This is a genomic window from Bradyrhizobium sp. JR4.3 (assembly GCF_040547695.1).
GTDB lineage: Bacteria > Pseudomonadota > Alphaproteobacteria > Rhizobiales > Xanthobacteraceae > Bradyrhizobium > Bradyrhizobium canariense.
Map to the genome: position 1 here is coordinate 1 of NZ_JBEPQF010000032.1, position 24,981 is coordinate 24,981.

Here is a 24,981-nt window from a genome sequence, read left to right on the forward strand (position 1 = left end):
TGTACTCGTCCGAATAAGAACGTCGCTGCCGTTTCGTCATCTGACACCTCTTGCTGTCTAAGCTATAGGTGTCCACCGATTTAGGGGAGGCTCAATCCAGACTGCCTCCGCGGAAGCAGTCTGGATTGCTTCGTCGCAAGCGCTCCTCGCAATGACGGAGTATGTGGCGACTACTCCATCTCCCGCATCCTTCGTGCATAAAGTCGTCGCAGCGGCTCCAACTGCGTCGCGTCTGTCGCCGCGCGATAGGCCTCGCGCGCCTCCTCATTGCGGCCGAGCCGCCGCAATAGATCCGCCCGCACCGCTGGCAGCAGCTCGTAGCCATGAAGCCCGCCGCGTGCGGCGGTCGCATCCACGAGATCGAGCGCACGCGCGGGCCCGTCGACCATCGACACCGCCGCCGCGTGGTTGAGCTCGATCACCGGTGACGGGTTGATGCGCAGCAGCACCTCGTAGAGCCCGGCAATCTGCGGCCAGTCTGTCTGCTCATAGCTCGGCGCACGCGCATGCAGCGCGGCGATCGCGGCTTGAACTGCGTAGGGCTGCGGCCGGCCGGGCACGCGCAGCGCGTCGTCGACCAGACGCAGACCCTCCTCGATCTGTGCACGGTCCCACCGCGAACGATCCTGCTCTTCCAGCAGCACGATATCGCCGGCGGCGGTCTGGCGCCCTGCGCGGCGCGCATCGTGCAGCAGCATTAGCGCCAGCAGGCCCTTGATCCCGGCGCGATCGGGTAACAGCCGGTCGAGCAAGCGGCCAAGCCGGATCGCCTCGGCCGCAAGATCGGGCCGCATCAAATCCGCACCCGACGTCGCCACATAGCCTTCGGTGAAGACGAGATAGATCACGGCAAGCACACCGTCGAGCCGCGGCACCAGCGTGTTGCGCTCGGGGACCTCATAGGGAATGCCGGCGAGTCGGATCTTCTGTTTGGCGCGGACCAGACGCTGCGCCATGGCTTCTTCGCCGACCAGGAAGGCGCGCGCGACCTGCGCCGTGGAGAGCCCGCAGACGGTGCGCAGCGTCAGCGCGACCTGGACTTCGGGCGCAAATGCAGGATGGCAGCAGGTGAAGATCAGCCGCAGCATGTCGTCGTCGAGCATCGCCGGCGGCTCGGCGGGCGCTTGCGCGTTCAGCTCGAGCTCGTGCACGAGCGCCTGCTCCTTGCCGCGGAAGACGGCCTGGCGCCTGATACGGTCGATCGCCTTGTGCCTGGCGACATTGACCAGCCAGGCACGCGCATTGTCGGGGACCTCGCACGCCGGCCAGCGCTCCAGTGCCACCGCAAAGGCGTCCTGGAGCGCGTCCTCGGCAAGATCGAAATCGCCGACGAGGCGGATCAGCGTGGCCAGCGCCCGCCCCGCCTCGTCGCGAAAGATCGTCTCGATGTCGGCAGGAGAGATCACTTGTTGTAGATCATCACGGGCCTGACCTCGATCGACCCTTCCCTGGCCTCGGGAATTCGCGCCGCTAGCGCAATGGCGGTGTCGAGATCCTTGGCCTCGACCAGATAATAGCCGCCGAGTTGCTCGCGGGTTTCCGCGAACGGGCCGTCGGTCGTCAGGGTCTTGCCCTCGCGCACGCGCACGGTGGTTGCCGTCGTGGTCGGCTGAAGTCCGTCGCCAGCCTTGAAATGACCGCTCTGGACGATGGACTGCGTATAAGCGCCGTATTCCGCCGTCACTGCCTGACGGTCCGCGGGGGACATGTTGACCAATTTCGCTTCGTTCCGGTAGATCAGCAGCAGATACTGCATTGCTTAACTCCTGTTGTTCGGCGGGATCGCCGACATCCAGTCGAACGGGACACACACCAAACGACATCTTCAGGATAAATTATTTCGGGCGAACCGTGCATGGCGATATCGGCTTGCGGAACCGACACAAATGCTTCATGCGTAAGCCGTCAGTCGGCCGGACGGCCGCTCCGGCAAGCGCCGAAAGGCCGCCGGGGAGGAAAGTCCGGGCTCCCTTGACATACGGTGCCGGATAACGTCCGGCGGGGGCGACCCCAGGGAAAGTGCCACAGAGAACGAACCGCCCGCCGTCGCAGCGCAAGCTGCACAGGCAGGTAAGGGTGAAAAGGTGCGGTAAGAGCGCACCGCGGCTGCGGCAACGGAGCCGGCATGGTAAACCCCACCGGGAGCAAAACCGAATAGGGACGGCGTAGCGGGCTGTTCGCGAAAGCGATAACGCCGCGGGGCGATGTCAGGCCCGCCGTCCGGGTAGGTTGCTCGAGGCCATGTGCAAACATGGTCCCAGAGGAATGGCCGTCACGTATCGTTCGCGCAAGCGGACGGTGCCTTACAGAACCCGGCTTACAGGCCGGCTGATATCTTGCAACGAGGGGTTCGATGCTGACCGCATCGAGCCCCTCACCATTTGGGCGCTCACTATCCGACGATCTCTTGCAATACGCCCATCAGCGCGTCCGGTGCTGTCACGTTCGGCGCGTGGCTGGCGTCGAGCTCGACAAAACGCCAGCCGTCCTCGCTCCTCGTGCGCCTCGCGAATTGCCCGAACACGTCGCCCGGCGGAATGCGCGTGCAATAGATGTAGCTGCGCGGCATCGCCGGCTCGCTACCTTCGAGCTTCAGCTTTGTCTCGAAACATTTGATCGGCATGTTGATCCGGCGGGCGTTGAGCCAGTCGAGATCGGCCTGCGGCGTGTCCGGCGGCGGCGGGTTCGGCGGGATGCGGTAGCCGTCGCCTGAGCTTGCCGCCTTGCGCATCGGCTCGCGCCCGCCCTCATGGAGATCGAACAGCGACTGGCCGTCACGCGGCACGAAGGCGTCGAGGTAGATCAATTGCGTCACCCGCTCGCGCGCGCGATCGGCGACGCCGGTGGCGACCATGCCGCCATAGCTGTGGCCGAGCAGCACGATGTCGCTGAGATCCTCGAACCTGATGACGTTGAGAATGTCCTGGATATGCGTGTCGAGATCGATCGCGGCACTGGCCAGATGCGCGCGCTCGCCGAGCCCGGTATAGGTCGGCGCAATCAGGCGGTGGCCGGCCTGCGCCATCAGCGGATGCATCTTCTTCCAGGCCCACCCGCCAGACCACGCGCCGTGACAAAGCAGGAAGGTTTTTGAGCTTGCGGCCATCGGCGTTTCCATCGTTCTTGTTTGTACGATGGAGTGTAGCGGGCGAGCGCGCGATGTAAACGCTATGGCTTCTTAAGCCGCGCGAGTGGTCACCTTCACGAGGGCGGGTGCAGGCCGACCAGCTTCGCGCCGCAGCTTGCCCGTCTCAAAACCGTGCATGCCGATCTGCCATTGCAGCCCGACGATGGCACCCTTGGTCGGCTGCAACAGCGCGAGCGAAGCGAACAAGGTCACCGGCAGCCACACCGCCAGTTGCAGCCAAACTGCTGGGGCATAGGCGGTCTCCACCGCGAGGATTGCCGGGACCACGAGATGGCCGACGACGACCATCACGAGATAAGCCGGAAAATCGTCGGCGCGCTGGTGGAACAGCTCCTCGCCGCAATGGTCACAGGTATCCGCCACCTTCAGGAAACGGCCGAACGCATGGCCTTCGCCGCAGTTCGGGCACTTGCCGCGAAATCCGCGCCACATCGCTTTTGCCAGAGAGACTGAACCGGTCGCCATGACCCCACCTCTTCCTTTTCTACGATCCATACAATAATATCTTGTATCCATACATTCAAAGGATATAGGCCTTAATTGCATGGATTGGACCCCTACAATCTCGGAGCTGAGCGGGCCGCGCTATCAGCGCATCGTCGAGGCCATGGAGGCCGACATCGCCGCCGGCCGGCTGGTGCGCGGCCAACAATTGCCGACGCAGCGGGCGCTGGCAAAGGCGCTCAGCGTCGACCTCACCACGGTGACGCGCGCCTACACCGAGGCGCGGCGCCGCGGCATCATGGAGGCCCGGGTCGGCCAGGGCTCGTTCGTGTCGGAGACCAGCGCGCGCCGCGCGGTCGACCTGCCGCATCCCGTCGCGATTGACCTCTCGATGAACGTGCCGCCGCAGCCTCTCGAAGCGCAGCTCGACGAGCGCATCATCGCCGGGATGGACGCCATCCGCGCGCAATCGGGCCTGACGGCGCATCTCAACTACCAGCCGCCCGGCGGCAGCGCACACGAGCGCGAGGTCGCCGCGCGATGGATGCGCGCACGCGTGCCGCATGCGCATGCCGACAGGCTCGTGATCTTTCCCGGCGCGCAGACCATTCTGTTCAACCTGCTCGCCCATCTCGCCCGGCCCGGCGACGTGGTGCTGACGGAGGCCCTCACCTTCCCCGGCATCAAGGCCGCCGCGGCGCGGCTCGGAGTCAAGCTCGTCGGCGTCGCCATGGATGACGGCGGCATCCTGCCCGACGCGCTGGCGGAAGCTTGCCGCACGCATAGACCGAAAGCGGTCTATCTCATTCCGACGCTGCACAATCCGACCACCGCGACGCTTCTTCCCGAGCGCCGCGGCGCCATCGCAAAAATCATCAACGATGCCGATACGATTCTGATCGAGGATGACGCCTACGGGCTGCTCGATCGCTCGGCATCGCCGATCGCCAATCTCATTCCGGCACGGACATATCTCGCGACCACGCTGTCGAAATGCATCGCGCCCGCGCTACGGGTCGCCTATCTGGTGACGCCCGACAGCAGCTCGCAGCGGGAGATGCGCAACTCTTTGCAGGCGACGGTGCAGATGCCGGCACCGCTGATGGTCGCGCTGGTGACGCATTGGATCGAGACCGGGATCGCCGACCGCATCATCACCGCCATCAGGAGCGAGGCGGTCGGCCGCCAGCAGCTCGCGCAACGGGCGCTCAAAGGATTCGAGTTCCAGGCCAAACCCGCCGCTCACCATCTGTGGCTACGGCTGCCGGAGGGCCGCGCCGACGTCGCGGCGCATCTCCTGCGGAATGGACTAGCCGTCGTCGCCGGCGAGGCCTTCACCGTCGACGGAACGCCGCCACACGCGGCACGCGTCTCGCTTGGCGCGGCGCGCAACAGGGCGGAATTGACGGAAGCGCTACGCATCCTCGTGAGCGCGCTGCACAGCCCCGCCGACACCAGACAGATCGTCTAGCAATGCTTATCGATGCTGACGGCGATGCCGCGAGCGAACGACTGGTGCGACGGGGGACGGATAGGCCGCATAGGCTTCGCTCGGCGCGACGGACTCGCCGCGGGCCCCGCGCGCGGCGGGTGTGAGCTGGCCGCCATTCAGAACGTCGCGGTCGGGATGGGCAGCCTGATAGGCCGCGGGCTCGGAAAACTGAGCCTGCGCCATTGTCGGCATCAAGGCCGCCGCCGACACTAGTGCAGCCGCGACGGCAATCTTCGTGCGGGTCATCGTCCTTCTCCATAGTCTCGTTCGGGAGACTGGCCGATCGAACCGGATGATGGCGTCGAGCGGGCCCCCAGGTTGAAGTACGAGCACCATCTAGGCCTGTCTTTCGCGAACGCCCGCCGTCGGGGATCACGCTTGCGTGCAGTTTTGAAATTGACCTGCACGGCCGCAGCTGTGCTATGCGAGCGATGGCGATCAACAGTTCGGGATCGCCCCGATAACAGGGACAATCTGTTGGAAATGCTCACCTACGCGCTGCTGCTGCTCGGCGCACTGGCCGGCGGCTTCGTCTCGGGCCTTGCCGGATTCGGCACCGCGCTGATGGCACTCGGCATCTGGCTCTACGTGCTGCCGCCCTCGCTCGCGGTGCCCCTGGTGCTGATCTGCTCGGTGATTGCGCAGAGCTCGACGCTTCCATCGATGTGGAAGAGTTTTGATCTCTCGCTGGTCTGGCCGTTCCTGATTGGTGGACTGATCGGCGTGCCGCTGGGCACCATGCTGGTCGCCTCCGCCGATCCAAAAGTGTTCAAGCTGAGCGTCGGCGTGCTGCTGCTGATCTTCTCGACCGCGCTGTACCTCAACAAGAAGCCGCTCGCCATCAGCTTCGGCGGTCGCATTGCCGACGGCGCGATCGGGTTTGCCGGCGGCATTCTTGGCGGTCTCGCCGGACTGTCGGGGCCGCTTCCGATCCTGTGGGCCAACATCCGCGGCTGGAACAAGCACGAGCGGCGCGGCATCTTCCAACTCTTCAATTTCACCGTGCTCGCCACCGCTTTGGTGTTGCAGACGGCCTCGGGCCTCGTCGCGTTCAAGGTGGTCTGGCTCGCGGTGGTCGCCTTTCCGGGCACGCTGATCGGCGCATAGGCCGGCGCGCGCGTCTATCACGCGCTGAGCGACAAGCATTTCGGCGATGTCGTGCTCGGTCTCCTGTTCCTGTCAGGCCTCGGCCTCGTCTGGAACAGTTTGGGCACGCCCTAACTCCGTATTTTCTGCGCGGCGAGCGCCATGCCGCCGGCCATTCCGACGCCAAGCACGTAGACAAGCGCTCGCTACGCGGGTGCGCGTACAGGAGACGCCACGGGCTCGGGGGTGGCCTGCTCGGGGGACTCCTCGTGCCGAAGCACCACAAGGCGCTTCCTGAATTCACGCCGTAGCAGCCATAAGCTCAAGGCAGCCTGCAGCGTGGTCGTCGCGATCGACAGGTACCAGACATGCTCCATCCGGAAGCCCGGCCATTTCGAGAGCCAGATCGATGGCAGGGAATAGGTGAGGACCCGCGTTGCCGAGGTCAACAACACCGGCTTGGTGTTGCCGAGCCCCTGAAACAGGCTGGAGCAGGTGAAGATCAGCCCCTGCGCCACCATGTTGAGCGAGACGATGCGCAGAAAAAGCGACGCAACCGCCATCGTCTCCTGATCCTTCGAGAACCCGGTCAGCAACAGACCAGGCACGAGCTGCGCCGGGATCAAGAAAACAACCATCACGGCCGTCGCGACAAGCGCCGCCTTGACAAACGTCTCCCTCACGCGCGCGCCATTGCCCGCGCCGAAGTTCTGGCCGGCGATCGGCCCTGCGGCAAGGGCGATGGCGAGCGCCGGCATCTGCATCAGGCCGAGGAGACGCGTCCCGATGCCAAATCCGGCCTGTGCCGCCGAGCCGAAAACGCTCAGCACGTAATAGCCCACGGCCATGATGATGAAGACCATCGCGAACTCGCCGCCTGCAGGCAGGCCGACATTGAGGATCCTCTTCCACTGTCGAAGCTGCGGCCGCCATTGCGCGGGATTAAAGGCGACATAGCGTTCCAATTTCAGGAAATACACCAGCAGCATGAGCACACCGATGAAGACGGCAATCGAGCTTGCGAGGCCCGCTCCGGCAACACCGAGCGCGTGCCCGGTGCCCCAACCCGAGATCAGGACCGGCGCCAGCGCGATGTTGATGACCACCGCAAGCGCTTGAACCAGCATGCTCGGCCGCACAATTCCCGTGGCCCGCAACGCAGACGCCATGACCTGCGACGCAAACTGCAGCGCCAAAGCCGGCATGAACCAGAGCAGATAAATCGCGCCGGCTTCGACCGTGGCCTCATCGGCCGCGACCGCGCGCATATATGGACGCGACAATGCGAAGCCCGCGCCCAAGGTCAGGAGCCCGAACAGCACCGACAGGAGGACCGACTGGTTGAAGACGAGGTTGGCGTCGCCGCGATCCTTGCGCCCCACCGCGTGCGCCATCAGCGCCACGGTGCCGACGCCAAGCACCTGCATCAGCGCATTGACGAGAAAGCCGGCATTGCCGGCCGCGGCGACACCCGCGATTGCCGCATCGCCCAGTCCCGACACGAAATACAGGTCGACGAGCTGGCAGATCATGATCGTGATCATGCCGACCACGATCGGTGGCGCCATGCTCAGGATGTGGCCCACGATGGAGCCGCGTGTCAGGTCTTTCATGTCATTCATCCTCTGGCGGCGCGACGGCGGGACTTTCGTCCCGCCAGCCGCGCGCCACTCACTCCGCTGCTGCGATATGTCCGAGCTCCACCACCTGGCGCTCGAACAGGCCGCGATAGATGCCGCCGGGCTTGGCCGCGAGCCTGGCATGCGTGCCTTGCTCGACGATCTCGCCGCGGTCGAACACCAGGATGCGATCGAGGCTCTTCACCGTCGACAGCCGATGCGCGATCACGATCGAGGTACGGCCTCGCATCAGCCGCTCCATCGCCTGCTGGATCAGCGCCTCGGATTCCGAATCGAGGCTCGAGGTCGCTTCGTCCAGGATCAGCACCGGCGCATCGGCCAGGAAGGCGCGCGCCAGCGCCACGCGCTGGCGCTCGCCGCCGGAGAGCTTGACGCCGCGCTCGCCGACCAGCGTCCCGTAACCCTTGGGCAGGCGCAGGATGAAGTCGTGCGCGTTGGCCAGCCGTGCCGCCTGCTCGATCGCCTCCAGGCTGGCGCCGGGCCGGCCATAGGCGATGTTCTCGGCGAGCGAGCGGTGAAACAGGATCGGGTCCTGCTGCACGATCGCGATCTGGCTGCGCAGCGAGTGCTGGGTGGCCTTGGCGATGTCTTGCGCATCGATCAGAACGCGGCCGCCGGTGACGTCGTAGAGCCGCTGCACCAGCTTGACGAAAGTTGTCTTGCCGGAGCCGGAGCGGCCGACGAGACCGACGCGCTCGCCGGCGCGGATCGTGACCGACAACCCGTCATAGAGCGGCGCGTGATGGCCGCCGTAATGGAACGTGACGTCGTCGAACACGAGCTCGCCGCGCTCGATCGCGATCGGCCGCGCGTCCGGCGCATCCGCAATCCCGATCGGCTCGTCGTGGATCGCCACCAGCTCCTCCATGTCGTTGACCGAGCGCTGCAGGTTGTTGATGTGCATTCCGACGTCGCGCAAATAGGCATGGATGACGTAATAGCTCGTCAGCACATAGGTGACGTCGCCGGGCGAGGCTCGCCCCGACATCCACAGCAGCACGGCGCCGCCGATCACGGAGGCGCGCAGGGCCAGCAGCACCGAGAGCTGCGCCAGATTGGTGTAGTTGTAGCGCAGCCAGGTCCGCCGCACGCGCACGCGCCAGCGGTTGACGACACGGGCAAGCCGCACATCCTCGCGCGCTTCCGCGCCGAAGGATTTCACCACCGCGTTGCAGGTCAGCGCGTCCGCCAACGTGCCGCCGACCTTGGTATCCCAGGCATTGGAGATGCGCGCGGCTGGCGCGATGTAGCGCGTCGAGAACAGCACCGTCATCGTGACATAGGCCAGCGCACCGAGCGCGATCACCGCGCCAAGAGAAGCCCAGTGCATGCCGAGCAGGATCATCGACCCGATCAGCACCAGCAGCGACGGCGCCAGCGCCATGAGAATGGTGTCGTTCAACAGGTCGAGCGCCCACATGCCGCGGGTGACCTTGCGCACCGTGGATCCCGCGAAGGAGTTGGCTTGCCAGTCGGTCGAGAACCGTTGCACGCGCATGAAGGCTTCCTGCGCGACCTCGGACATGATCTTCAGCGAGAACGGCACGATGGCCTGCAGGCCGGTCAGCCGCAGCACCATGGAGGCAGCGCCGAGCGCCACGATACCGCCCAATGCCATCAGCGCCGCGTGACGCGCGGCGGGATCGGATGGGCCGCGCGTCAAGGCGTCGACCAGATGTCCGGAGAAGACCGGCATGAACAGGTCGGCGACGGTTGCGCCCAACAAGCCGCCGGCCACGACGAGGGTACGCCCCGGCTGCTTCAGCCAGTGCCGGAACACGAATGGCAGCACCACGCGTATCGCCGCGGGCCTTTTTGACAGAGCGGTCATGGCGTCATCCGGCCGCTTCTGGCGCGGGCCGGCTCCATTGATGGACGCAGGCCGGCCGCGAGGGCCGAGACGGCGTCACTTAAAGTTGGCTTTGGACTTGGGGAGCGGAGCGATCGGGACTGGAAGCCCAATCGAAGCTGGCGGAAGAGGCCTCTAGGAGGCCGCGCACATACCGAGCCAGAACATCATCGAGCGCGGGCGTGCGATCTGCGAATGCGACGAAATCATGCAAATCCTCCCGGTTCGATGGAATGAGGTGCGCTTTATAGATGTGTCATTGGTGATTTGCAACGGGGCTCGCGCGAGATCACGCACGAGTGTTGCAAATTAGTGCGCGTCGCCGCTGGCGCCGAACGGCGAGGCCGGCTTCTTCAACAGCGTGACGAGCAGGGTCAGGCCGAGATAGAACAGCGTCAGCATGAAAAAGGCATCGCCGAAGCCCATCACCACGGCCTGGCGATGCACGAGCTGCGACAGCTGCTTCATCGCCATCAGCGTGGAATCGCCGAGCCCCTGGAACTTCTGCATGAACATGGTCAGGGTTTCGGTGGCGGTCGCGTTGCCCCAGGTCACGCGCTCCTGCAGGCGCGTGATGTGCAGGTCGGTGCGGTCGTTGAGCACGGTGTTGATGACGGCAAGCCCCACGGCGCCGCCGAGATTGCGCATCAGGTTGAAGAGGCCCGAGGCGTTCTTCACCCGATCGGGCGCGAGCGTGCCGAGCGCGATGTTGTTGGTCGGCACCATCGCGAACATCATGCCGACGCCGCGCAGGATCTGCGGAATCAACAGCTCGTAGAAATCGTAGTCGCGCGTGATCCAGGTCATCTGGTAGGAGCCGAGCGCGAACACGACGAGCCCGAACGCGATCATGTAGCGCATGTCGTACTTCGCCATGAGGCGGCCGACCACCGGCGCAACCAGGAACATGGTGATGCCCGAGACGAACAGGGTATCGCCGATCATCAGCGCGCTATAGCCGCGCACTTCGGCGAGATAGCGCGGATAGATGTAGGTCAGGCCGTAGAGGCCGATGCCGATGCAGAACTGAAGGACGCAGCCGATCGCGAAATTGCGATTGGAAAAGGTGCGCAAATTGACGATCGGCTCGGCCGCCGTGAAGACGCGCCAGAAGAAGGCGATCGCCGAGATGCCGCAGATCCAGGCGCAGATCGCGACCGAGGGGTCCTGCATCCATTCATATTGCGGCCCTTCCTCCAGCACGTATTCCAGCGTGCCCAGGAAGCTGGCCATGAACAGCAACCCCCACCAGTCGAAACGATCGAGCAATTCGAAATGCGGCTCGTCGAAATCGACCAGCGCCAGCACGCCGATTGTGATACCGATGCCGGGCACGATGTTGATGAAGAACAGCCAGTTCCAGGACATCAGGTCGGTGATGTAGCCGCCAACGGTCGGCCCGATGGTCGGAGCCAGCGTTGCGACGAGCCCGATGATGGGACCGACGATGTGGAATTTGGTGCGCGGGAAAACGGTGTAGGCGGAAGCGAACACCGTCGGGATCATGCCGGCGCCGAGAAAACCTTGCAGCGCGCGCCAGACGATCATCTCCTCGATGGTGGTGGCGAAGCCGCAGAGCAGGCTCGATACGGTAAAGCCGGCCGCCGAGATCGCGAACAACAGCCGCGTGCCGAACGCGCGCGACAGAAATCCCGACAGCGGAATCGCGATCACTTCGGCGATCAGATAGGCGGTCTGGACCCAGGAGACTTCACTGGAGCTTGCCGACAGGCCGGCCTGGATTTCACTCAGGGACGCCGAGACGATCTGGATGTCCAGGATCGACATGAACATCCCGAACACCATGATGATGAAGGCGAACAGCCGCTTCGGCGCGATGCGCTCCGAAGCGGGGTCCGCCATCATGGCAGGTGAAACGGTCGTGGCGTTCGCCATCGTCTGACCTCGCGGCGCAGGCGCGCTACTGCGGATGGATCATGGTGGCGTCGTCGAGATCGACCTCGCTGTCGGCGTCGGCCGCGCCCTTGTTGGTATCGACGGTCGCAGTGACCGACATGCCGGCGCGGAGCAGGTTTTGCTTCGCGACCGACTTCGGCACGCGGATGCGGACCGGCACGCGCTGCACGATCTTGGTGAAGTTGCCGGTGGCGTTGTCGGGCGGCAGCAGCGTGAACACCGAGCCCGCGCCCGCCGCGATGCTGTCGACGACGCCGGAGAACTTGCGCATGCCGTAGGCGTCGACCTTGATCGTCACCGGCTGGCCGGGGCGGATGCGCTTGAGCTGGGTCTCCTTGAAATTGGCGTCGATATAGACGTTGTCGAGCGGCACGACGTTGCCGAGCCGCTGGCCCACGGCGACGAAGTCGCCGGCACTGACGAGGCGGTTCGAGAACGTGCCGTCGACCGGCGCGCGCACCGCGGTGAAGGCGAGATCGCGCTCGGCCTTGGCCAGCGTGGTCTTGAGCTCGGCGAGCTGCGCCTGCGCTTCGGCCTGCTGCGCCTTGGCGACGTCGACATTGCTGAGCGCGACATCGTAAGCGGCCTGCGCAGCCTTGACGGCGGCGGCGCCCTGATCGCGTCCGGCTTCGGAGCTCTCGAAGGTGGCGCGCGAGGCAAACCCCTTGTTGCTCAACGCCTGCTGGCGTTCATAATCGAGGTCGGCGCGCTTGAGGCCGGCTTCGGCGGAGACGAGTTGCGCCTTGGCCTGCGCGACCTGGCTGTCGAGCGCCGCGACCTGGCGGCCGATGCGATCGATGGTGGCCTGCTGGGTCGCGATCCTGGTCGCGGCGGCGTCGACCGCGATCTTGTAGTCGCCGTCATCGATGCGGAAGACGATGTCGCCGGCGCGCACCGTCGTGTTGTCGCCGGCGAGGATCGAGGAGACGTGGCCGGCAACGCGCGCGCCCAGCATGGTGTTGTTGGCGCGGACATAGGCATCGTCGGTCGCGACGTAGAAGCGGCCGACCAGCGTGTAATAGCCGGCATAGCTCGCGGCAGCGAGCGCCAGCACCAACCCTACTCCCATCATCACGAATTTACGCTTGCCGGACTTCGGCGCGCCGGCGGCGGCAGGCGCGTCTGGGGCTGCGGCCGGCTTGTCGGTCACGGGCTGCTCCGGCGCCTCGCTGGGGCGGCGCTTGGTTTCCTCGGCCACATGAGAGCGCAACTGCTCGGCGAGAGCTACAGACGTCTCGGTGGCAGCCTCACCACCCGCGGGCGTCGGCGTCTCCACGGCGTCCGGGCGAAGGACGCGCGCAGCCTGGTCTCTCACTACGGCCATGGAGGCCTCCCCCAACAAAAAAGCGCGATGAGGGACAGCCGCGTGCGGCCCGGTCCCTCTCGCTTATCCCAAATATCATTGACCGAACGGTTCGGTCAATATAGATAATATTCCCAGGCAGAGCCTACTGGCCCGAACCCTTTATTTCGGTTTCATGATCCTGGACCGATGCAAAAACCTTCCGAGACCCTGAACCAATGGTTGTAGCCGACCGCGAACATCTGCACGTCATCCAGGAGGAGGACAGCTCCAAACGCCGCCAGATCCTGGACGGGGCCCGCAAGGTGTTCATGGATCTCGGGTTTGACGGTGCCAGCATGGGCGAGATCGCTCGCGCGGCGCAGGTCTCGAAGGGCACGCTTTACGTCTACTTCGCGGACAAATGCGCGCTGTTCGAAGCCATCCTCGAGCAGGAGGCGCTCCAGCACGGTCAGGTCGCGTTCAACTTCGATCCGGTCCGCGATGTTGAAACCACGCTGAAGGATTTCGGCCGGGCCTACAACCGTCTGCTGTGCCGGCCCGGCGGCGGATCCGCGATCCGCACCGTGATGGCGATCGCCGAGCGCATGCCCGATCTCGGCCGCCGCTATTATGCGCGCGTGCTGGACAAGTCCATCAACCGCCTCTCCGACTATCTCAACACCCATGTCGCCTCCGGCGATCTTGAGATCGATGATTGCGATCTGGCGGCGTCGCAATTCATGGAACTGTGCAAGGCCACGCTGTTCCTGCCCTTCGTCTTCCAGGCCGCGCCCGCACCGTCGGAAGAGCGCATGAGCGAAGTCGTCGACAGCGCGACGCGGATGTTCCTGGCGGCGTATCGGGCGAAGTAGCGGCAAGTCGGCCTGCGTTGCAGGCCGTTCCGGCAGCATTATATTTGGGCCCATGTCCCGTGACCTTCGGCCGCCGGTCGATATCCTCCATTACGAGATTGTCCAGGAACAGGCCTCCGCACTCGGACGGATGGGCCGCACGCTCGAACAGGCGCTGGCGCGCTTGCGCGAGTTCGACGCCGCCCATGCACTCCCCGAGGTGCCGGCCTCGATGCAGCCGGCCAGGCGCAAGCTGGTGATGGACGCCGGCCACGCACTTTGGATGTTCGTGGTGCAGCGTGAGGCGACCGGCCTGCGCGACAGCCGCCACATCATGCGGACCTACAATGTCCCCGCCGAGGTACAGCTGTGCATGGGACTGGTCCCAGCACCGTCAAAGTCGGCCTGAATTGATTTTCTACGGCGAGCCTTAGTCGGTCACCTGCTTCCGGAGCGCAGCGAGATCGTTGACTACCATCTTGGTCGGGCCGGTCCAGATGATGCCGTCGTCCTGGAGGCGGCTGAGGATCAGGCTGATCGACTGGCGCGTCGCGCCGATCATGCGCGCGAGATTGGCCTGCGTGATGCGGCCGAGCGAGATCGGGCCGCTCTCGTCCTGGGCCGCGTTCTCGCACAGCTTGACCAGCAGCAGCACCAACCGTTCCGCCGCTTTCTGTCCCGCCAGCGTCTGCGCCAGCATCGAATAGGTCTCGCCCTTGAAGCCGAGGCACTCGATCAGCGCGACTGCGAACGACGGCGACTGCGCGATCAACCGGCGAACCGCGTCCTGGTCGAGATGCAGTGCTTCGACCCGCCCCAGCGCGCGGGCCGACCAGCTGTGGCGGTGATCGCCGAGGATGTAGGGCGCGCCGACGAAGTCGCCGGCCTCCCAGGTCGACAGCATCAGTTCGCGCCCCTGCGTGCCGGCATGGGTGCTTTCGACGATCCCGTTCAGGATGATGTGGACGCCGTTTGCGGGCTCGCCCTCCCGCAGCAGATATTCGCGGTTCTGGTAGGTAGCTAACCTGCCGGTTCGCATCACCAGCTCCAGATCGGGCTTGTCCAACGCCTTCAGCACATAACGTCCGGTCCCGGGCCGTGGCAGTTCGGCGCGCGGCTCAGCTGGATCGGCCACCTCATGCGCATCGCTGCGCCCCACGATCGGTCTCCCTTCGAGTGACAGCTCGAAGGCTAGGAGGTCTCCGCTCGGATTGCAACGCGCCGCAGAAGTTCGGGCTCCGCTGAAACCTCCATGAAGGCGCAAGCCAGATCGGTGAGCAGGCGTTCCCGGCCGGCGGGTGCCAGGAACGTGACGCCATAGGGCACGCCGGCTGCGGTAACGGCGTTCGGAACGGCGATGGCGGCCAGGCCCAGCGGGTTGGCGTAATTGGTGTAATAGCCGTTGTTGAAGTTGGCCGTCAGCGGATCGCGCGCGACGTCGTCGATGCTCAGCACGGTGCCGACCGTCGGCACGACCAGCGCATCGTGATCTTGCCAGAACTCGCGCAGCGATCGCTGGACCTCCTTGACCTTGTAGAGCGCACGACAGGCATCCGCCGCCGTGAACTTCCGGCTGCCGATGACGAGGTCGCGCACGATCTTCACGCCCGCATCCGGGTTGGCGTCGAGGAATGCGCCGACCGAGACGTCCCGCTCGGCGAGGAACGGTCCGAAAAACATGAGGTCGTTGACCGAAATGAACGGCGAGAAATCGACCGATGCGATCGACAGATCAAGCTGCCGCAGCCTGCGAAGCCCATCGCCGAACAGCGCCTCCGTCTCCAAATTGCCGAAGAACCTGAGCTGATCCGGACGCGGCGTTGCGATGTTGAGGGGCCGCGCTGGCGATGCGTGCTCCGTCCATCCGGCGAAAGCTTCCGGTGAAAAACAGTCCTCGGCATCGCGCCGCGCCAACACGCGATAGACGTCGTGGCCATCGCGGGGGTCGCGCGTGTAGAGCGAGATGGTATCGAAACTTCGGCACGCGTAGACCATGCCGCGCTGACTGAAGGCGCCGGGCGCGGGCTTGAAGCCGGTCACGCCACAATAGGACGCCGGCACCCTGCCCGATCCGCCGGTATCGGTGCCGAACGCAAAGGACGAGGTGCCTGTCGCGACCGATACCGCGGCGCCAGAGCTCGAGCCGCCGGGGATGTAGTCGGGGTTATGCGGGTTGCGGGCGATGCCATAGGGCGAGCGCACGCCGACGAGGCCGGTCGCGAACTGATCCATATTGGTTTTGCCGAGATAGATCGCGCCGGCGGCGATGGCGTCGGCGACAACAGGACTCGTATCTTTCGCGGTGTAGGCGAATTCCGGGCAGGCCGAGGTGGTCTGCTCGCCGGCCACATCGATACAATCCTTGACCGAGAACACGAGACCGTAGAGCGGCAGCTCGCCGATCTCGCCAATGCGCGCATCGAGCGCACCGGCCCTTGCCATGACGCTTTCGGGATTTGCCGTCGAGATCCAGACGCCGCTCTGGTCGGCGTCGTCAAGGCGCGACAACACATGCGCGGCGACATCGGACGGCTTGAGCTCACCGCGACGATAGGCGGCGCGGAGGTGGCGAGGTGCGAGATTCATGTCGGTCACGTGCGTGCGGGAATTGGCAATGCGCCGGCGGGACAAGCCCGCCGGCACCGACCCTAGCGGCCGATCACCTTCTCCAGATAGGCGGGCTGGATGAAGGCCTCGAAGTCGGCGCGCGGCAGCAGCTTCGGCAGGCGCTCCTGCTTCACCAGGAAGTCGGCGGTCGAGATCAGCGTGTCGACGAACTTGCCCTTTTTCGCGGATGTGCCGAGATATTCCTCGGTGAGCTGCATGTTGCAGGGGATCATCCCGGTTCCCTTCATCATTCGCTGCGCGTCCTCGATGGGCAGCGAAAGCTCTTCCGCGATGATCTCCGCGGTCTTCTCCGGGTTCTTCAGCCAGAAATCGATGCCTTCGCATTCGGCCTTGATGAACTTGTCGACGTAGGACGGATACTTCTCCGCGAACGCGTTCATGACGACGCCGATATCCCAGGTCGGGTAGCCGCGCTTGGCCATATCGCCCGAGGTGACGAGAATCTTGCCGCCGTTCTTCACGGCCTTGCCGAGATTCGGTTCCCAGAACCAGGCGGCGTCGATGTCGCCGCGAAGCCAGGCGGCCGCGATGTCCGACGGCGCGAGGTCCAGAATCTTCATCGAGGCGGGATCGGCACCCTCGTCCTTGAGTGCCTGGAGCAGGAGGTAGTGCGTCGTGGAGCCGAACGGCGCCGCCACCGTCTTGCCCTTGAGGTCCTTGAGCGAGGCGATGTTCTTGTCGGCGCGAACCACCATCGACTCGACGTAGTCGAGCATGTTGATCACCAGGATGCCCTTGATCGGCAGGGCGCGCGTCGCGCCGATCGCGGTCGGCGGATTGCCGAGGCCGCCGAAGTCGACGTCGTTGCCCGCGATCGCGCGCAGCATGTCGCCGCCCCCACCAATCTTGACGTATTTTATGTCGACGCCCGGCATCTCCTTGGCGAGCAGGCCAAGATGCTTCGTAACCAGCTGCGCGTTGACGAGGTTCAGATAGCCGACGGTCACCTTCGCCGGCTTGTCCTCGGCGCGCCCTGCGCCCGTGAGCGCCAACGTGGCAACTGCGAGCGTCGCAATCAGTCTCTTCATCATGGAGGTCTCCCCTACGATCAGAATTGGATTCAGGCCCACGGCATCAACAGTTTCGCGATGCCGCGCATCATGAGATCGAGCACGACGCCGGTGAGACCGAGCACGATCAGCCCCATGATCACGATGTCGGACAGCAGGAATTTTGCGGCGTCCCAGATCATCCAGCCGATGCCGGCGGATGCCGCGACGATTTCGGCGGCGACGAGAACGGTGTAGGTGAATCCGAGCGAGATGCGCATGCCGGCGAGAATCAGCGGCCCCGCCGCCGGCAAATAGACGTGAAACAGCAGGTGGCGCCGGGTTGCGCCTAGCGACTGGGCGGCGCGCACATAGACCGGGTCCACGCTGGTGACGGCCTGGATCGTCGAGATGACGATGCCCGGCAAGCCGGCAAGAAACAGCAGCGACAGCTTCGAGCTCTCGCCGATGCCAAGCCACATCACCAGCAGCGTATAAAGGCCGAGGGGCGGCAGTGGCCGGTAGAACTCGATCAACGGATTGAGCAGCGCGCGGGCGTTGCGCGACACGCCCATGACGACGCCGAGCGGAATGCCGATCAGGCAGGCCAGCGTGAAGGCCGTGAGGATACGATAAAGGCTTGCGCCGAGATGCTGAAGCAGCGTCGCGCCCTGATATCCCTTCGTCATCGTCTTGACGAACGCGGCCCAGACCGCCTGCGGCTTTGGCAGGAACAACTCGTTGGCCCAGCCCATCTCCGTGACGATGGCCCAGCCGGCCAGCAGCACGGCGACGGTCAACGTCGAGAGCAGCACCGATCGCGAGACCTTCGGAAGTCGCAGCCGCAAGCTGCCGCGTCGCGTGCGATCCGGCGCGATTGGAATCGTCATGTGGGTCGCCTCGACGCTCATGTCCGCACTCCCAGGATCTGCATGATGGTCAGCGCGTAGATCCGCGTCGCCATCACCGACTTGGTGATCGAGATGTTCTCGTTGTCGACGGCCCAGCCGTCTTCTCCGGGACCGAACGTCACCGCATTGATTCCGGCTTCGCGGAAGCGGATCGTGTCGTTGAACGCATTCTTGCGGTTGACACCGGGCTCGCGGCCCATCAGACGCCGGTAAACCGCGCGCAAGGAACGGCAGGGCTCCTCCTCGACCGGCACCGGTTCGGTCGCGTTGACGAACAGCGAGCCCGGCACCTGGCGCACCTCCACCTTGACGTCGTTCACGCCCGCAAAAGTGTCCCGTCCGAGGCGTTCGATGTCCGCAATCACGCTCGACAGCGTCATGCCGGGCACGATGCCGACCACGGCGAGCGTGATGGTGCAGGCATCCGGCGAGAACTGCATCTCGCCGGGCAGGCCGGACCGAATGCGCACCACGGCGCAGCAGGGCGGCGTATGACCCATGAACTTGCTGGGGACATGCGTGAACGCCATGTCCTTCAGTTTCGGCAACAGCTTTGCCGCTTCCATGATGGCGTTGACGCTGATGTCCGGTCGCCAGATGTGCGACTTGATCCCGTGAACGGTGAGCTCGATCAGGCAGTGGCCGGAATTGGCCACCGACAGGTTCATGCCCCAGTCCTTGTTGACGTCACCCCAGGCGGTCGGCTCGGCGGTGATCTCGTAGTCGGCGGTCAGGCCAACCTTGTTCAGCATGTAGATGGAGCCCTCGGTGCCGTTCCGCTCCTCATCGACCGTGTAGCAGCACATCAAGGTGCCATCGAACTTCACACCCGCTTCCGTCAGGGCCTGCACCGCGAGCAACGATGCGGCGAGGTTTCCGCGCGTGTCGGACGTGCCGCGCGCATAGAGCAGATCGCCATGGCGCGTCGCCTTGAACGGATCGAAATCCGTCATGTGCCATTTCTCGGGCTCGACGGCCGGATAGGTGTCGAGGTGATCGTTGAGAATGAGCGAAGGCGCGCCGTCGCGTCCCTTGAGCACGCCGAGCACGTTCGGCCGGTGCGGCTGCGCGCTGTGCTTGGTGACCTCCATGCCGAGCGCTTCGAGCTTGCCCGCGACCAGCATCGAGATCGCCTCTTCCTCGGCAGGCGGCAAATCGGGATCCAGCGGATTGCCGGAACGGGGCTGGCCGGTGCGGATCAGCTCGGATGCGAGTTCGAGCCAGCGCTCCTCCGTGATGCGCGACAGCACGCGCTGTTCGAGATCCGAATAAGGAGGGGTGATAGACATCTGCATGACGGCTTCCGCTGGCTCACGGCGCCGGCAGCGCCGCTTCGTGGCAACCTCCTCATTGCAGCGACCGTGCCAACTGCCGAAAAAGCCCGCGACGGCACAAATATTCTTTTAATATCAATGGCCTAGGCAGGAATGGCGATCGCGCAAATTTTTGCGCCCGAGATGCGCTCTGCCGAAGACGCGGTGTCGGCTGAACAGGCAAGGCTCAGCGCGAGGCCAGCCGGCGTGGGGTCGTAGCCCGCGTGGAGCGAAGCGGAATACGGGAACACCTTCCCTGGAGGCTACGCATCACGCGCAAGCCTCAATCGTCGGCGTACTCGTCCTCTTCGTGCTTACGCGCCATGCTCTTGCGCGTACCCAGCGAGCCGGTCACGGAGGAATCGCGCGCATTCGCATAGGGATTGCGCCCGCCCGCCCGCGCGGCGACCTCTTCGCCGGAGACGGCGGCGGGCTGGCAGATCAGGCGCCGGCTGGCGCGGCGCATCAGATCGACGTGGATGTGATCGTAATGATAGACGTTCGAGCCCGGCGCCAGCACCGTGGTGAAATGCACGCACGCGCCCGACTGCACGTCGCGCAAGAAGCCCTGCTCTTCCGGCATGCCGCGCCAGCCATCCTTCACGGTGACGCGGCGGCCGTCGGCGAGCACGAAGGCGGCGATGTCGAGCGCATTGCCGAAGGCGTGCTCGGAGATATGGGCATGAGAATTGCCGTTCATGCCGCGGCAGGAATAGGCGGAGATCTGCTTGATCTCCGCGACGCGGGTGCCGAACCAGCGCATCGCCGAGGGCTGCACGGTGTCGGCGAGCCAACGATCGAGCTCGGACACGATCGGACAGGCCAGCGTCGCAACCGGCTTGATCGCAACGGGGCCAACGGCGGTGACGGGATTGCCCTGTGCCGGACCAAGGCGCGGCAGCGGTTGCTGCGCGGGCGCCTGCGAGTAGGGCGCCGGCCGTGCCGGATAGCTCGGCGCATTCATGTAGCGCGACGCGCCCGCGGCATCGGTGCCCTCGGGCGGCAAATCGATCTCGTCTTCCTGCTGCGCCACGCCAGGCGCATTCAGAGGCATCGGGCCAGGCGTAGCGCCATAGCCGGAAGGCTGCCGCACCGCGGTCTCGGGATAGTTTGAGCGTTGCGGATAGGAAGATGCCGGATAGTTCTGGCCTTGCGGGTAATTCGGCCGCGGCTGCGTCACCGGCCAGCGCGGCTGGTTGCCGATGCTCCCGGGCGGACGCAATTCCTCGTCGGCAAAGCCGTAACTGCTCGAGGCTTCGCCGAGGGCGGCCACCTTGAGCGGAAACTCCGCGCCGCACATGCCCGGCCCGGAGATCGGGTCGATGCGGACCAGATCCGGCCCCTCTTTCACCGCGCCGGATTTCAGGCATGCGGCTTCGGCCTCGGCCCGCCACGGTTCACGTTCGGCCTGGAAGACGCCGCGTCCGCAACCCGCTAACGAAACAAGGACGATGGAGCCGACGAGATACAAACGAACTCCGCGCGTCATGCACGCACGTTCGGTGAATTTACTTAAAGACTCTTCAACGTGTTGATTTCAGTGTTCTTTAACCATGTCAGCCGGCGCCAGCAGGACTGTCCGCAGGTGACGAGCGACAGCAAAGCTGACTTTTTCGGAAAGAGACTTTCTGTTAACCATGACGCTCTCGCGCAAAGCGGCGCGACAGCGGGAGCGACATCATGACGTTCGCCGGGAGACTGAGCGTTATCACCGCGTACCTCGCCATGGCCTTTGTCGGCGCCATCGTGCTCGGCATGATCTAGCGGCTTCAGTCGGCGGTATCGAACGCTTCCCTTACGACCGCGCACTCCATTGGCGCGACGTCGTGATCAGTTTCTCCGGCCGCTCTTCGGCTCGCGTCCAGTCGTTTCCGGAACACCAGAAGTGGCCCAGTGCGCAGGCTTCGACGTGAAGCTTGCCGGAGCTCTTCAGCGTCATCCTCGCGTAATAGGTACTGCCGCTGGAGCGGCTGTAGATGTTACCGGTCCAGACGTCGTGTGTTTTCGGCTTCATGTTGACGAGCACGCTCTCGCCCCTGGTCGACGCTTCAGTGAGCGCGAAGCCGCACAGTGCCGGTCCACAGCGTTCGATGCGGACCATGCCCTTGGCGCCTGCGCTCTCCCATTCGCCGAGCGGCAAATAGGCCGGCTCGTCGTCGCCGCGCTCTGGGCTCGTCATGGCCTGCTTGATCTCCGGCCTTGGCGCGACGACAGGTGCCTCCATGCGCGGCGGATCGAGCGCGACGGTCTTCGGCGGATCCATCCGCGGTAGCTCCACCCGTGGCGGATTGGAGCTTGGCGCCTGCGGCAGAACAACGTGCTGCGCCGTCGTTGAGGCAAGAACAGGAGCCGCCGGCGCCGTCGCAGGCGCGACCGCAATCGCTTGCGCTGGCCTGACCGGAGCCACGGGATAGAGCGGTTGCGGCGGCGGAAGCACCGGCGCCGGTGTCGTATCGACGTCTGGCCGAAAGCTGCGATGGGAGGAAACCGAGACACAGGAAGCCCATCGGCAATGACTGGGCGAGTCGACCCGGAATCGATGACCGCCGATCGAGAACGCGTAGGAGCCGGCCTCGGCTGCGGGCGCAATCGCCAGCAGCGCGATCAATGTGCCAAGCGACGTCACAAGCCGCATCATCGGCGCCTCCCTCTGTGTCGAGACGAGGTTACGCAGATGGACAGCGACTGAATGTGCGCGGCGTCACCCAGCACCGGGGAGCCGTTGTGACGCCCATCACAGAAGGTCCGACCGGCCCGGCGTAGGGTCGAACCACGCTTCATCCACCCGCGACTTCAGTCCCATCGGGACCCACACATTCTTCGGAGGTTGTCATGAACAAGCTCACCATCGCCGCCACCGCTCTCTTCCTCGCGTCCACCGCCGCCGCGCATGCCGGCAATGCGATCTCGTTCCAGATCGAAGGCCAGAACATCCGCATCGAGACGCCGCGCAACTGCGCCTCGCTCAATTGCGTGACCATCGTCGCGCCGGGCTTGTCCGACAAGCCGATCAAGTTGAACAACATCAACCTCAAGGGCCTTGGCTCGAAGGATGATGACCTCGACACCACGCCGGCTCCGGCCACGACTGCGCAGCCGGCGCCGGCTCCGGTGCAGCAGCAGCAGCCCGTGCAGCAGGCCCCCGTGCAGGCGACCGCGCCGGCAGCGCCCGCTATCGCGGCACCGAGCACGACGGTTGCCGCTGCTCCGTCCGCTGGCTACGACGCCACGACGCAGACCGCGCCCGCTGCGGCTCCCGCGCCCGTCGCGGTTGCTCCGGCCCCCGCTCCGGCGCCGGTGCCCGCCGCGCCTGTCGCGGTTGCCAACACGCCGATCGGCGTCTGGGCGACCGAAGAGAACAAGGGCAATGTCCGCGTCGAACAGTGTGGCGTCAATCTCTGCGGCTACGCCGCGAAGACCAACGAGCGTATCCTGATCAACATGAAGCCCGACGGCGCGAAGTGGAGCGGCCGCATCCACGATCCCGACTCCGGCCGCAACTACGACTCGACGATCGCGATGAAGGGCCCGAATGCAATGCGCGTGCAGGGCTGCGCCTTCGGCGGCATGTTCTGCGGCGGCCAGACCTGGAAGCGCGTGAGCTGACGCACCACCATCGTCCCATTCTATAGTCATCCCGGGCGATGCGAAGCATCGACCCGGGATCATGCGCGACAGTCTCAGTTTATCCCCTCACCCTGAGGAGCCTGCGAAGCAGGCGTCTCGAAGGGCAAAGGCCCGGATCGCGAGCGGGCCTGCATGGTTCGAGACGCGCGCAAGGGCGCGCTCCTCACCATGAGGGGAAAGAGTTGGATTTGAACGTTCACCGCCGCCGTGCGATAGACATTCATCCGCCATTCAGCTGTACCCGGCTGATATCGGTCGATCTCGCCTCGCGTTTCTCACCGGGACTCTTCGTGACATTTATCGTGGCCTGGCGCCGCTTCATGTTCGCGCTTGTGCTGCTGGCGTTGCCGCCGGCCGGCGCGAGCGTTGCGTTCGCATCCGATGCGATCGAGCTTGCGCAGGCGCAGCCACAAGCGCAGCCGTCGCCCGCCCCCTCGCCGACGCCATCGGCTTCACCCGTTCCCGCGACCGAGGCGCAGCCCGCCGCCATCGAGCCGATCGGCAACGTCGCGACGGTGACGGGCATCGCGACCGTGATCCGCGGCAAAAATTCCTATCCGCTGCGGGTACGCGACGACATCTATCTCAACGACGTCGTGCAGACTTCGTCGAACTCCTCGCTCGGCATCACCTTCAACGACGCGACCACGTTCAACCTCTCGGCCAGCGCCAAGATCACCATCGACACTTACGTCTATGAGGACGGCGGCAAACAGAACGCAGGAATCTTCGACATCGGCAAGGGCACGGTCGCCTTCGTCGCGGCGGCGGTGGCAAAGACCGGCGACATGAAGATCACGACGCCGACGGCGACGCTCGGCATCCGCGGCACCACCGGCGTCGTCGAGGTGCCGGAAGGCCCGGCCGCGAACAACGCCAACAACGTCAACATCAAGCTCTATCCCGACGCCGACGGCCGGGTCGGACACATCGACGTCGACGACCGCACGAGCGGGACGCGGCTCGGCGCGCTGACGCAAGGCGCGAGCGGTTTTGCGATCCGGCCGGGCGCGGCCGCGGCAGGCGTCATGCGCTTTGCCGCGGTGCCGATCACGATCGCACCACAGCAGATCGCACGCGACCGCGGCTTCGTCAGCCAGGTGCATCTGGCGCAGACCACGGGCCGGCAGATCGTCACCGAGCAGCGCGACTTCCGCCGCGCCAATCCGACCGCGAGCCCGCGCATTCCGCGGCCGTTCCAGCCGCCGCAACAGCAACAATTGCGGCCGAATACGGCGCCAGGACAACAGCCGCAACAGCCGCAGCGGCCGAACGGTCAGCCCGGTCAGAACAACCGTCCAGGCCAGCAGCAGCCCGGCACGCCAGGCCGCCAAGGCGCCCAGCCCCAGCGGCAGGGCCAAGGACAGGGTCAAGCGCCGGGCCAAGGCGGCGCCGTCCAGCCCGGTACGCCGAGCGCGGGTCAGGGTCAGCAACAGCAAGGCCAGAAGCAAGGCGCGGGACGTCCGGCAGGCCCACCGCGCACCGGTCAAGGCACGCAGCCTGACGGCACGCCGCAAACCCGGCCGCAACGCGGTGGGCAGATTCCGGCGCAGCCCGGCGGAGTCGCGCCGCCGCAGCCGGCCGGAACGCACCAGCAGCCCCGTCCGCAGCCGCAACTTCCCCCCACCGGCATGCAGCCCGGCCAGCCGCCCGCTGCTCGACAGCCGGGCATGCAACGCCCGGGCGGATTCCAGCAGCGCCTCCCCGCCGCGCAACGCCCCGCAGCGCCGCGAAGGCCAGCACCAGTTCCGAAGGAGAAGGAGCGGCGGTGACTTTCTTCCTTCTCGCCTTGCGGGAGAAG

The 24,981-nt window shown here is 65.3% G+C and carries 21 protein-coding genes, 1 other RNA gene and 1 pseudogene; 7 read left to right on the forward strand and 16 right to left on the reverse strand.

Annotated features, from left to right (window positions below):
* Window positions 1–170 precede the first annotated feature (170 nt).
* Together ABIB91_RS33285 and ABIB91_RS33290 are read right to left on the reverse strand one after the other, a co-directional pair.
* Window positions 171–1,403 (reverse strand): RNA polymerase sigma factor, encoded by a 1,233-nt coding sequence (locus ABIB91_RS33285; protein ID WP_354170944.1) that lies wholly within the window; start codon window positions 1,401–1,403, stop codon window positions 171–173.
* Window positions 1,403–1,756 carry a YciI family protein gene (locus ABIB91_RS33290; protein ID WP_219683419.1) on the reverse strand — a complete coding sequence of 118 codons (354 nt, stop codon included), beginning with the start codon at window positions 1,754–1,756 and terminating at the stop codon, window positions 1,403–1,405. The genes ABIB91_RS33285 and ABIB91_RS33290 overlap by 1 nt, the downstream gene beginning before the upstream one ends.
* A 149-nt stretch (window positions 1,757–1,905) precedes the next feature.
* Here ABIB91_RS33290 and rnpB point away from each other — a divergent pair.
* Window positions 1,906–2,336: RNase P RNA component class A (rnpB, locus tag ABIB91_RS33295), an RNA gene on the forward strand.
* Window positions 2,337–2,392: 56 nt separating this feature from the next.
* On the opposite strand, the gene ABIB91_RS33300 is transcribed toward rnpB, so the two are convergent.
* Together ABIB91_RS33300 and ABIB91_RS33305 are read right to left on the reverse strand one after the other, a co-directional pair.
* Window positions 2,393–3,106, reverse strand: coding sequence for an alpha/beta fold hydrolase (locus ABIB91_RS33300; RefSeq protein WP_219683418.1), 714 nt, complete (start codon window positions 3,104–3,106; stop codon window positions 2,393–2,395).
* Between the two features lie 72 nt (window positions 3,107–3,178).
* Window positions 3,179–3,643: a DUF983 domain-containing protein gene (locus ABIB91_RS33305; protein ID WP_083869967.1), complete on the reverse strand. Its 465-nt coding sequence runs from the start codon at window positions 3,641–3,643 to the stop codon at window positions 3,179–3,181.
* Between the two features lie 49 nt (window positions 3,644–3,692).
* Here ABIB91_RS33305 and ABIB91_RS33310 point away from each other — a divergent pair, with 49 nt between their 5' ends.
* A complete protein-coding gene (locus ABIB91_RS33310) occupies window positions 3,693–5,063 on the forward strand; it encodes an aminotransferase-like domain-containing protein (protein WP_354170819.1) in 1,371 nt (456 codons plus the stop codon).
* Between the two features lie 6 nt (window positions 5,064–5,069).
* Here ABIB91_RS33310 and ABIB91_RS33315 read toward each other — a convergent pair whose 3' ends face one another.
* A complete protein-coding gene (locus ABIB91_RS33315; protein ID WP_354170820.1) occupies window positions 5,070–5,330 on the reverse strand; it encodes a hypothetical protein in 261 nt (86 codons plus the stop codon).
* A gap of 231 nt (window positions 5,331–5,561) precedes the next feature.
* Here ABIB91_RS33315 and ABIB91_RS33320 point away from each other — a divergent pair.
* Window positions 5,562–6,305, forward strand: a pseudogene (locus ABIB91_RS33320) (sulfite exporter TauE/SafE family protein).
* A gap of 71 nt (window positions 6,306–6,376) precedes the next feature.
* Here ABIB91_RS33320 and ABIB91_RS33325 read toward each other — a convergent pair.
* The 4 genes from ABIB91_RS33325 to ABIB91_RS33340 all read right to left on the reverse strand — a co-directional run bounded on the left by ABIB91_RS33325 (window position 6,377) and on the right by ABIB91_RS33340 (window position 12,900).
* The gene (locus tag ABIB91_RS33325; RefSeq protein WP_354170822.1) at window positions 6,377–7,783 is read right to left on the reverse strand and encodes an MATE family efflux transporter; all 1,407 of its coding nucleotides are present in this window, start codon (window positions 7,781–7,783) and stop codon (window positions 6,377–6,379) included.
* Window positions 7,784–7,841: 58 nt separating this feature from the next.
* Complete coding sequence (locus ABIB91_RS33330) at window positions 7,842–9,641, reverse strand: ABC transporter ATP-binding protein (protein ID WP_354170824.1); 1,800 nt, start codon at window positions 9,639–9,641, stop codon at window positions 7,842–7,844.
* 327 nt (window positions 9,642–9,968) lie between these two features.
* Window positions 9,969–11,555 (reverse strand): DHA2 family efflux MFS transporter permease subunit, encoded by a 1,587-nt coding sequence (locus tag ABIB91_RS33335; RefSeq protein ID WP_354170826.1) that lies wholly within the window; start codon window positions 11,553–11,555, stop codon window positions 9,969–9,971.
* A 25-nt stretch (window positions 11,556–11,580) separates the two neighbouring features.
* Window positions 11,581–12,900, reverse strand: coding sequence for an HlyD family secretion protein (locus ABIB91_RS33340; protein ID WP_354170828.1), 1,320 nt, complete (start codon window positions 12,898–12,900; stop codon window positions 11,581–11,583).
* Between the two features lie 197 nt (window positions 12,901–13,097).
* Here ABIB91_RS33340 and ABIB91_RS33345 point away from each other — a divergent pair, with 197 nt between their 5' ends.
* Both ABIB91_RS33345 and ABIB91_RS33350 read left to right on the forward strand, forming a co-directional pair.
* A complete protein-coding gene (locus ABIB91_RS33345; protein ID WP_354170830.1) occupies window positions 13,098–13,733 on the forward strand; it encodes a TetR/AcrR family transcriptional regulator in 636 nt (211 codons plus the stop codon).
* A 52-nt stretch (window positions 13,734–13,785) separates the two neighbouring features.
* On the forward strand, window positions 13,786–14,121 hold the full coding sequence (locus ABIB91_RS33350) for a DUF6665 family protein (protein WP_354170831.1): 336 nt from the start codon (window positions 13,786–13,788) through the stop codon (window positions 14,119–14,121).
* 21 nt (window positions 14,122–14,142) lie between these two features.
* On the opposite strand, the gene ABIB91_RS33355 is transcribed toward ABIB91_RS33350, so the two are convergent.
* The 7 genes from ABIB91_RS33355 to ABIB91_RS33385 all read right to left on the reverse strand — a co-directional run bounded on the left by ABIB91_RS33355 (window position 14,143) and on the right by ABIB91_RS33385 (window position 22,191).
* Window positions 14,143–14,871, reverse strand: a complete 729-nt coding sequence (locus tag ABIB91_RS33355; protein ID WP_354170833.1) for a Crp/Fnr family transcriptional regulator — start codon at window positions 14,869–14,871, stop codon at window positions 14,143–14,145.
* 32 nt (window positions 14,872–14,903) lie between these two features.
* Entirely contained in the window at window positions 14,904–16,298 is a 1,395-nt protein-coding gene (locus ABIB91_RS33360; protein ID WP_354170835.1) for an amidase family protein, read from the reverse strand.
* Between the two features lie 62 nt (window positions 16,299–16,360).
* On the reverse strand, window positions 16,361–17,371 hold the full coding sequence (locus ABIB91_RS33365; RefSeq protein ID WP_354170837.1) for a taurine ABC transporter substrate-binding protein: 1,011 nt from the start codon (window positions 17,369–17,371) through the stop codon (window positions 16,361–16,363).
* A 29-nt stretch (window positions 17,372–17,400) separates the two neighbouring features.
* Window positions 17,401–18,240, reverse strand: a complete 840-nt coding sequence (locus ABIB91_RS33370) for an ABC transporter permease (protein ID WP_354170839.1) — start codon at window positions 18,238–18,240, stop codon at window positions 17,401–17,403.
* Window positions 18,237–19,535, reverse strand: a complete 1,299-nt coding sequence (locus ABIB91_RS33375) for a M20 family metallopeptidase (RefSeq protein ID WP_354170841.1) — start codon at window positions 19,533–19,535, stop codon at window positions 18,237–18,239. The genes ABIB91_RS33370 and ABIB91_RS33375 overlap by 4 nt, the downstream gene beginning before the upstream one ends.
* Before the next feature lie 301 nt (window positions 19,536–19,836).
* Window positions 19,837–21,042, reverse strand: coding sequence for an extensin-like domain-containing protein (locus tag ABIB91_RS33380; protein WP_354170843.1), 1,206 nt, complete (start codon window positions 21,040–21,042; stop codon window positions 19,837–19,839).
* 306 nt (window positions 21,043–21,348) lie between these two features.
* On the reverse strand, window positions 21,349–22,191 hold the full coding sequence (locus ABIB91_RS33385; protein WP_354170846.1) for a DUF2147 domain-containing protein: 843 nt from the start codon (window positions 22,189–22,191) through the stop codon (window positions 21,349–21,351).
* A gap of 194 nt (window positions 22,192–22,385) precedes the next feature.
* On the opposite strand from ABIB91_RS33385, the gene ABIB91_RS33390 reads away from it, so the two are divergent.
* Window positions 22,386–23,159 carry a DUF2147 domain-containing protein gene (locus ABIB91_RS33390; protein ID WP_354170848.1) on the forward strand — a complete coding sequence of 258 codons (774 nt, stop codon included), beginning with the start codon at window positions 22,386–22,388 and terminating at the stop codon, window positions 23,157–23,159.
* A 320-nt stretch (window positions 23,160–23,479) separates the two neighbouring features.
* Entirely contained in the window at window positions 23,480–24,952 is a 1,473-nt protein-coding gene (locus ABIB91_RS33395; RefSeq protein ID WP_354170946.1) for a FecR family protein, read from the forward strand.
* Window positions 24,953–24,981: the final 29 nt, after the last annotated feature.

Coding starts and splice junctions, on each gene's coding strand:
- ABIB91_RS33290 (WP_219683419.1), bottom strand. CDS start 1,756: ATGCAGTATCTGCTGCTGATCTACCGGAACGAAGCGAAATTGGTCAAC.
- ABIB91_RS33300 (WP_219683418.1), bottom strand. CDS start 3,106: ATGGCCGCAAGCTCAAAAACCTTCCTGCTTTGTCACGGCGCGTGGTCT.
- ABIB91_RS33305 (WP_083869967.1), bottom strand. CDS start 3,643: ATGGATCGTAGAAAAGGAAGAGGTGGGGTCATGGCGACCGGTTCAGTC.
- ABIB91_RS33310 (WP_354170819.1), top strand. CDS start 3,693: ATGGATTGGACCCCTACAATCTCGGAGCTGAGCGGGCCGCGCTATCAG.
- ABIB91_RS33315 (WP_354170820.1), bottom strand. CDS start 5,330: ATGACCCGCACGAAGATTGCCGTCGCGGCTGCACTAGTGTCGGCGGCG.
- ABIB91_RS33325 (WP_354170822.1), bottom strand. CDS start 7,783: ATGAAAGACCTGACACGCGGCTCCATCGTGGGCCACATCCTGAGCATG.
- ABIB91_RS33330 (WP_354170824.1), bottom strand. CDS start 9,641: ATGACCGCTCTGTCAAAAAGGCCCGCGGCGATACGCGTGGTGCTGCCA.
- ABIB91_RS33335 (WP_354170826.1), bottom strand. CDS start 11,555: ATGGCGAACGCCACGACCGTTTCACCTGCCATGATGGCGGACCCCGCT.
- ABIB91_RS33340 (WP_354170828.1), bottom strand. CDS start 12,900: ATGGCCGTAGTGAGAGACCAGGCTGCGCGCGTCCTTCGCCCGGACGCC.
- ABIB91_RS33345 (WP_354170830.1), top strand. CDS start 13,098: ATGGTTGTAGCCGACCGCGAACATCTGCACGTCATCCAGGAGGAGGAC.
- ABIB91_RS33350 (WP_354170831.1), top strand. CDS start 13,786: ATGTCCCGTGACCTTCGGCCGCCGGTCGATATCCTCCATTACGAGATT.
- ABIB91_RS33360 (WP_354170835.1), bottom strand. CDS start 16,298: ATGAATCTCGCACCTCGCCACCTCCGCGCCGCCTATCGTCGCGGTGAG.
- ABIB91_RS33365 (WP_354170837.1), bottom strand. CDS start 17,371: ATGATGAAGAGACTGATTGCGACGCTCGCAGTTGCCACGTTGGCGCTC.
- ABIB91_RS33370 (WP_354170839.1), bottom strand. CDS start 18,240: ATGAGCGTCGAGGCGACCCACATGACGATTCCAATCGCGCCGGATCGC.
- ABIB91_RS33375 (WP_354170841.1), bottom strand. CDS start 19,535: ATGCAGATGTCTATCACCCCTCCTTATTCGGATCTCGAACAGCGCGTG.
- ABIB91_RS33380 (WP_354170843.1), bottom strand. CDS start 21,042: ATGACGCGCGGAGTTCGTTTGTATCTCGTCGGCTCCATCGTCCTTGTT.
- ABIB91_RS33385 (WP_354170846.1), bottom strand. CDS start 22,191: ATGATGCGGCTTGTGACGTCGCTTGGCACATTGATCGCGCTGCTGGCG.
- ABIB91_RS33390 (WP_354170848.1), top strand. CDS start 22,386: ATGAACAAGCTCACCATCGCCGCCACCGCTCTCTTCCTCGCGTCCACC.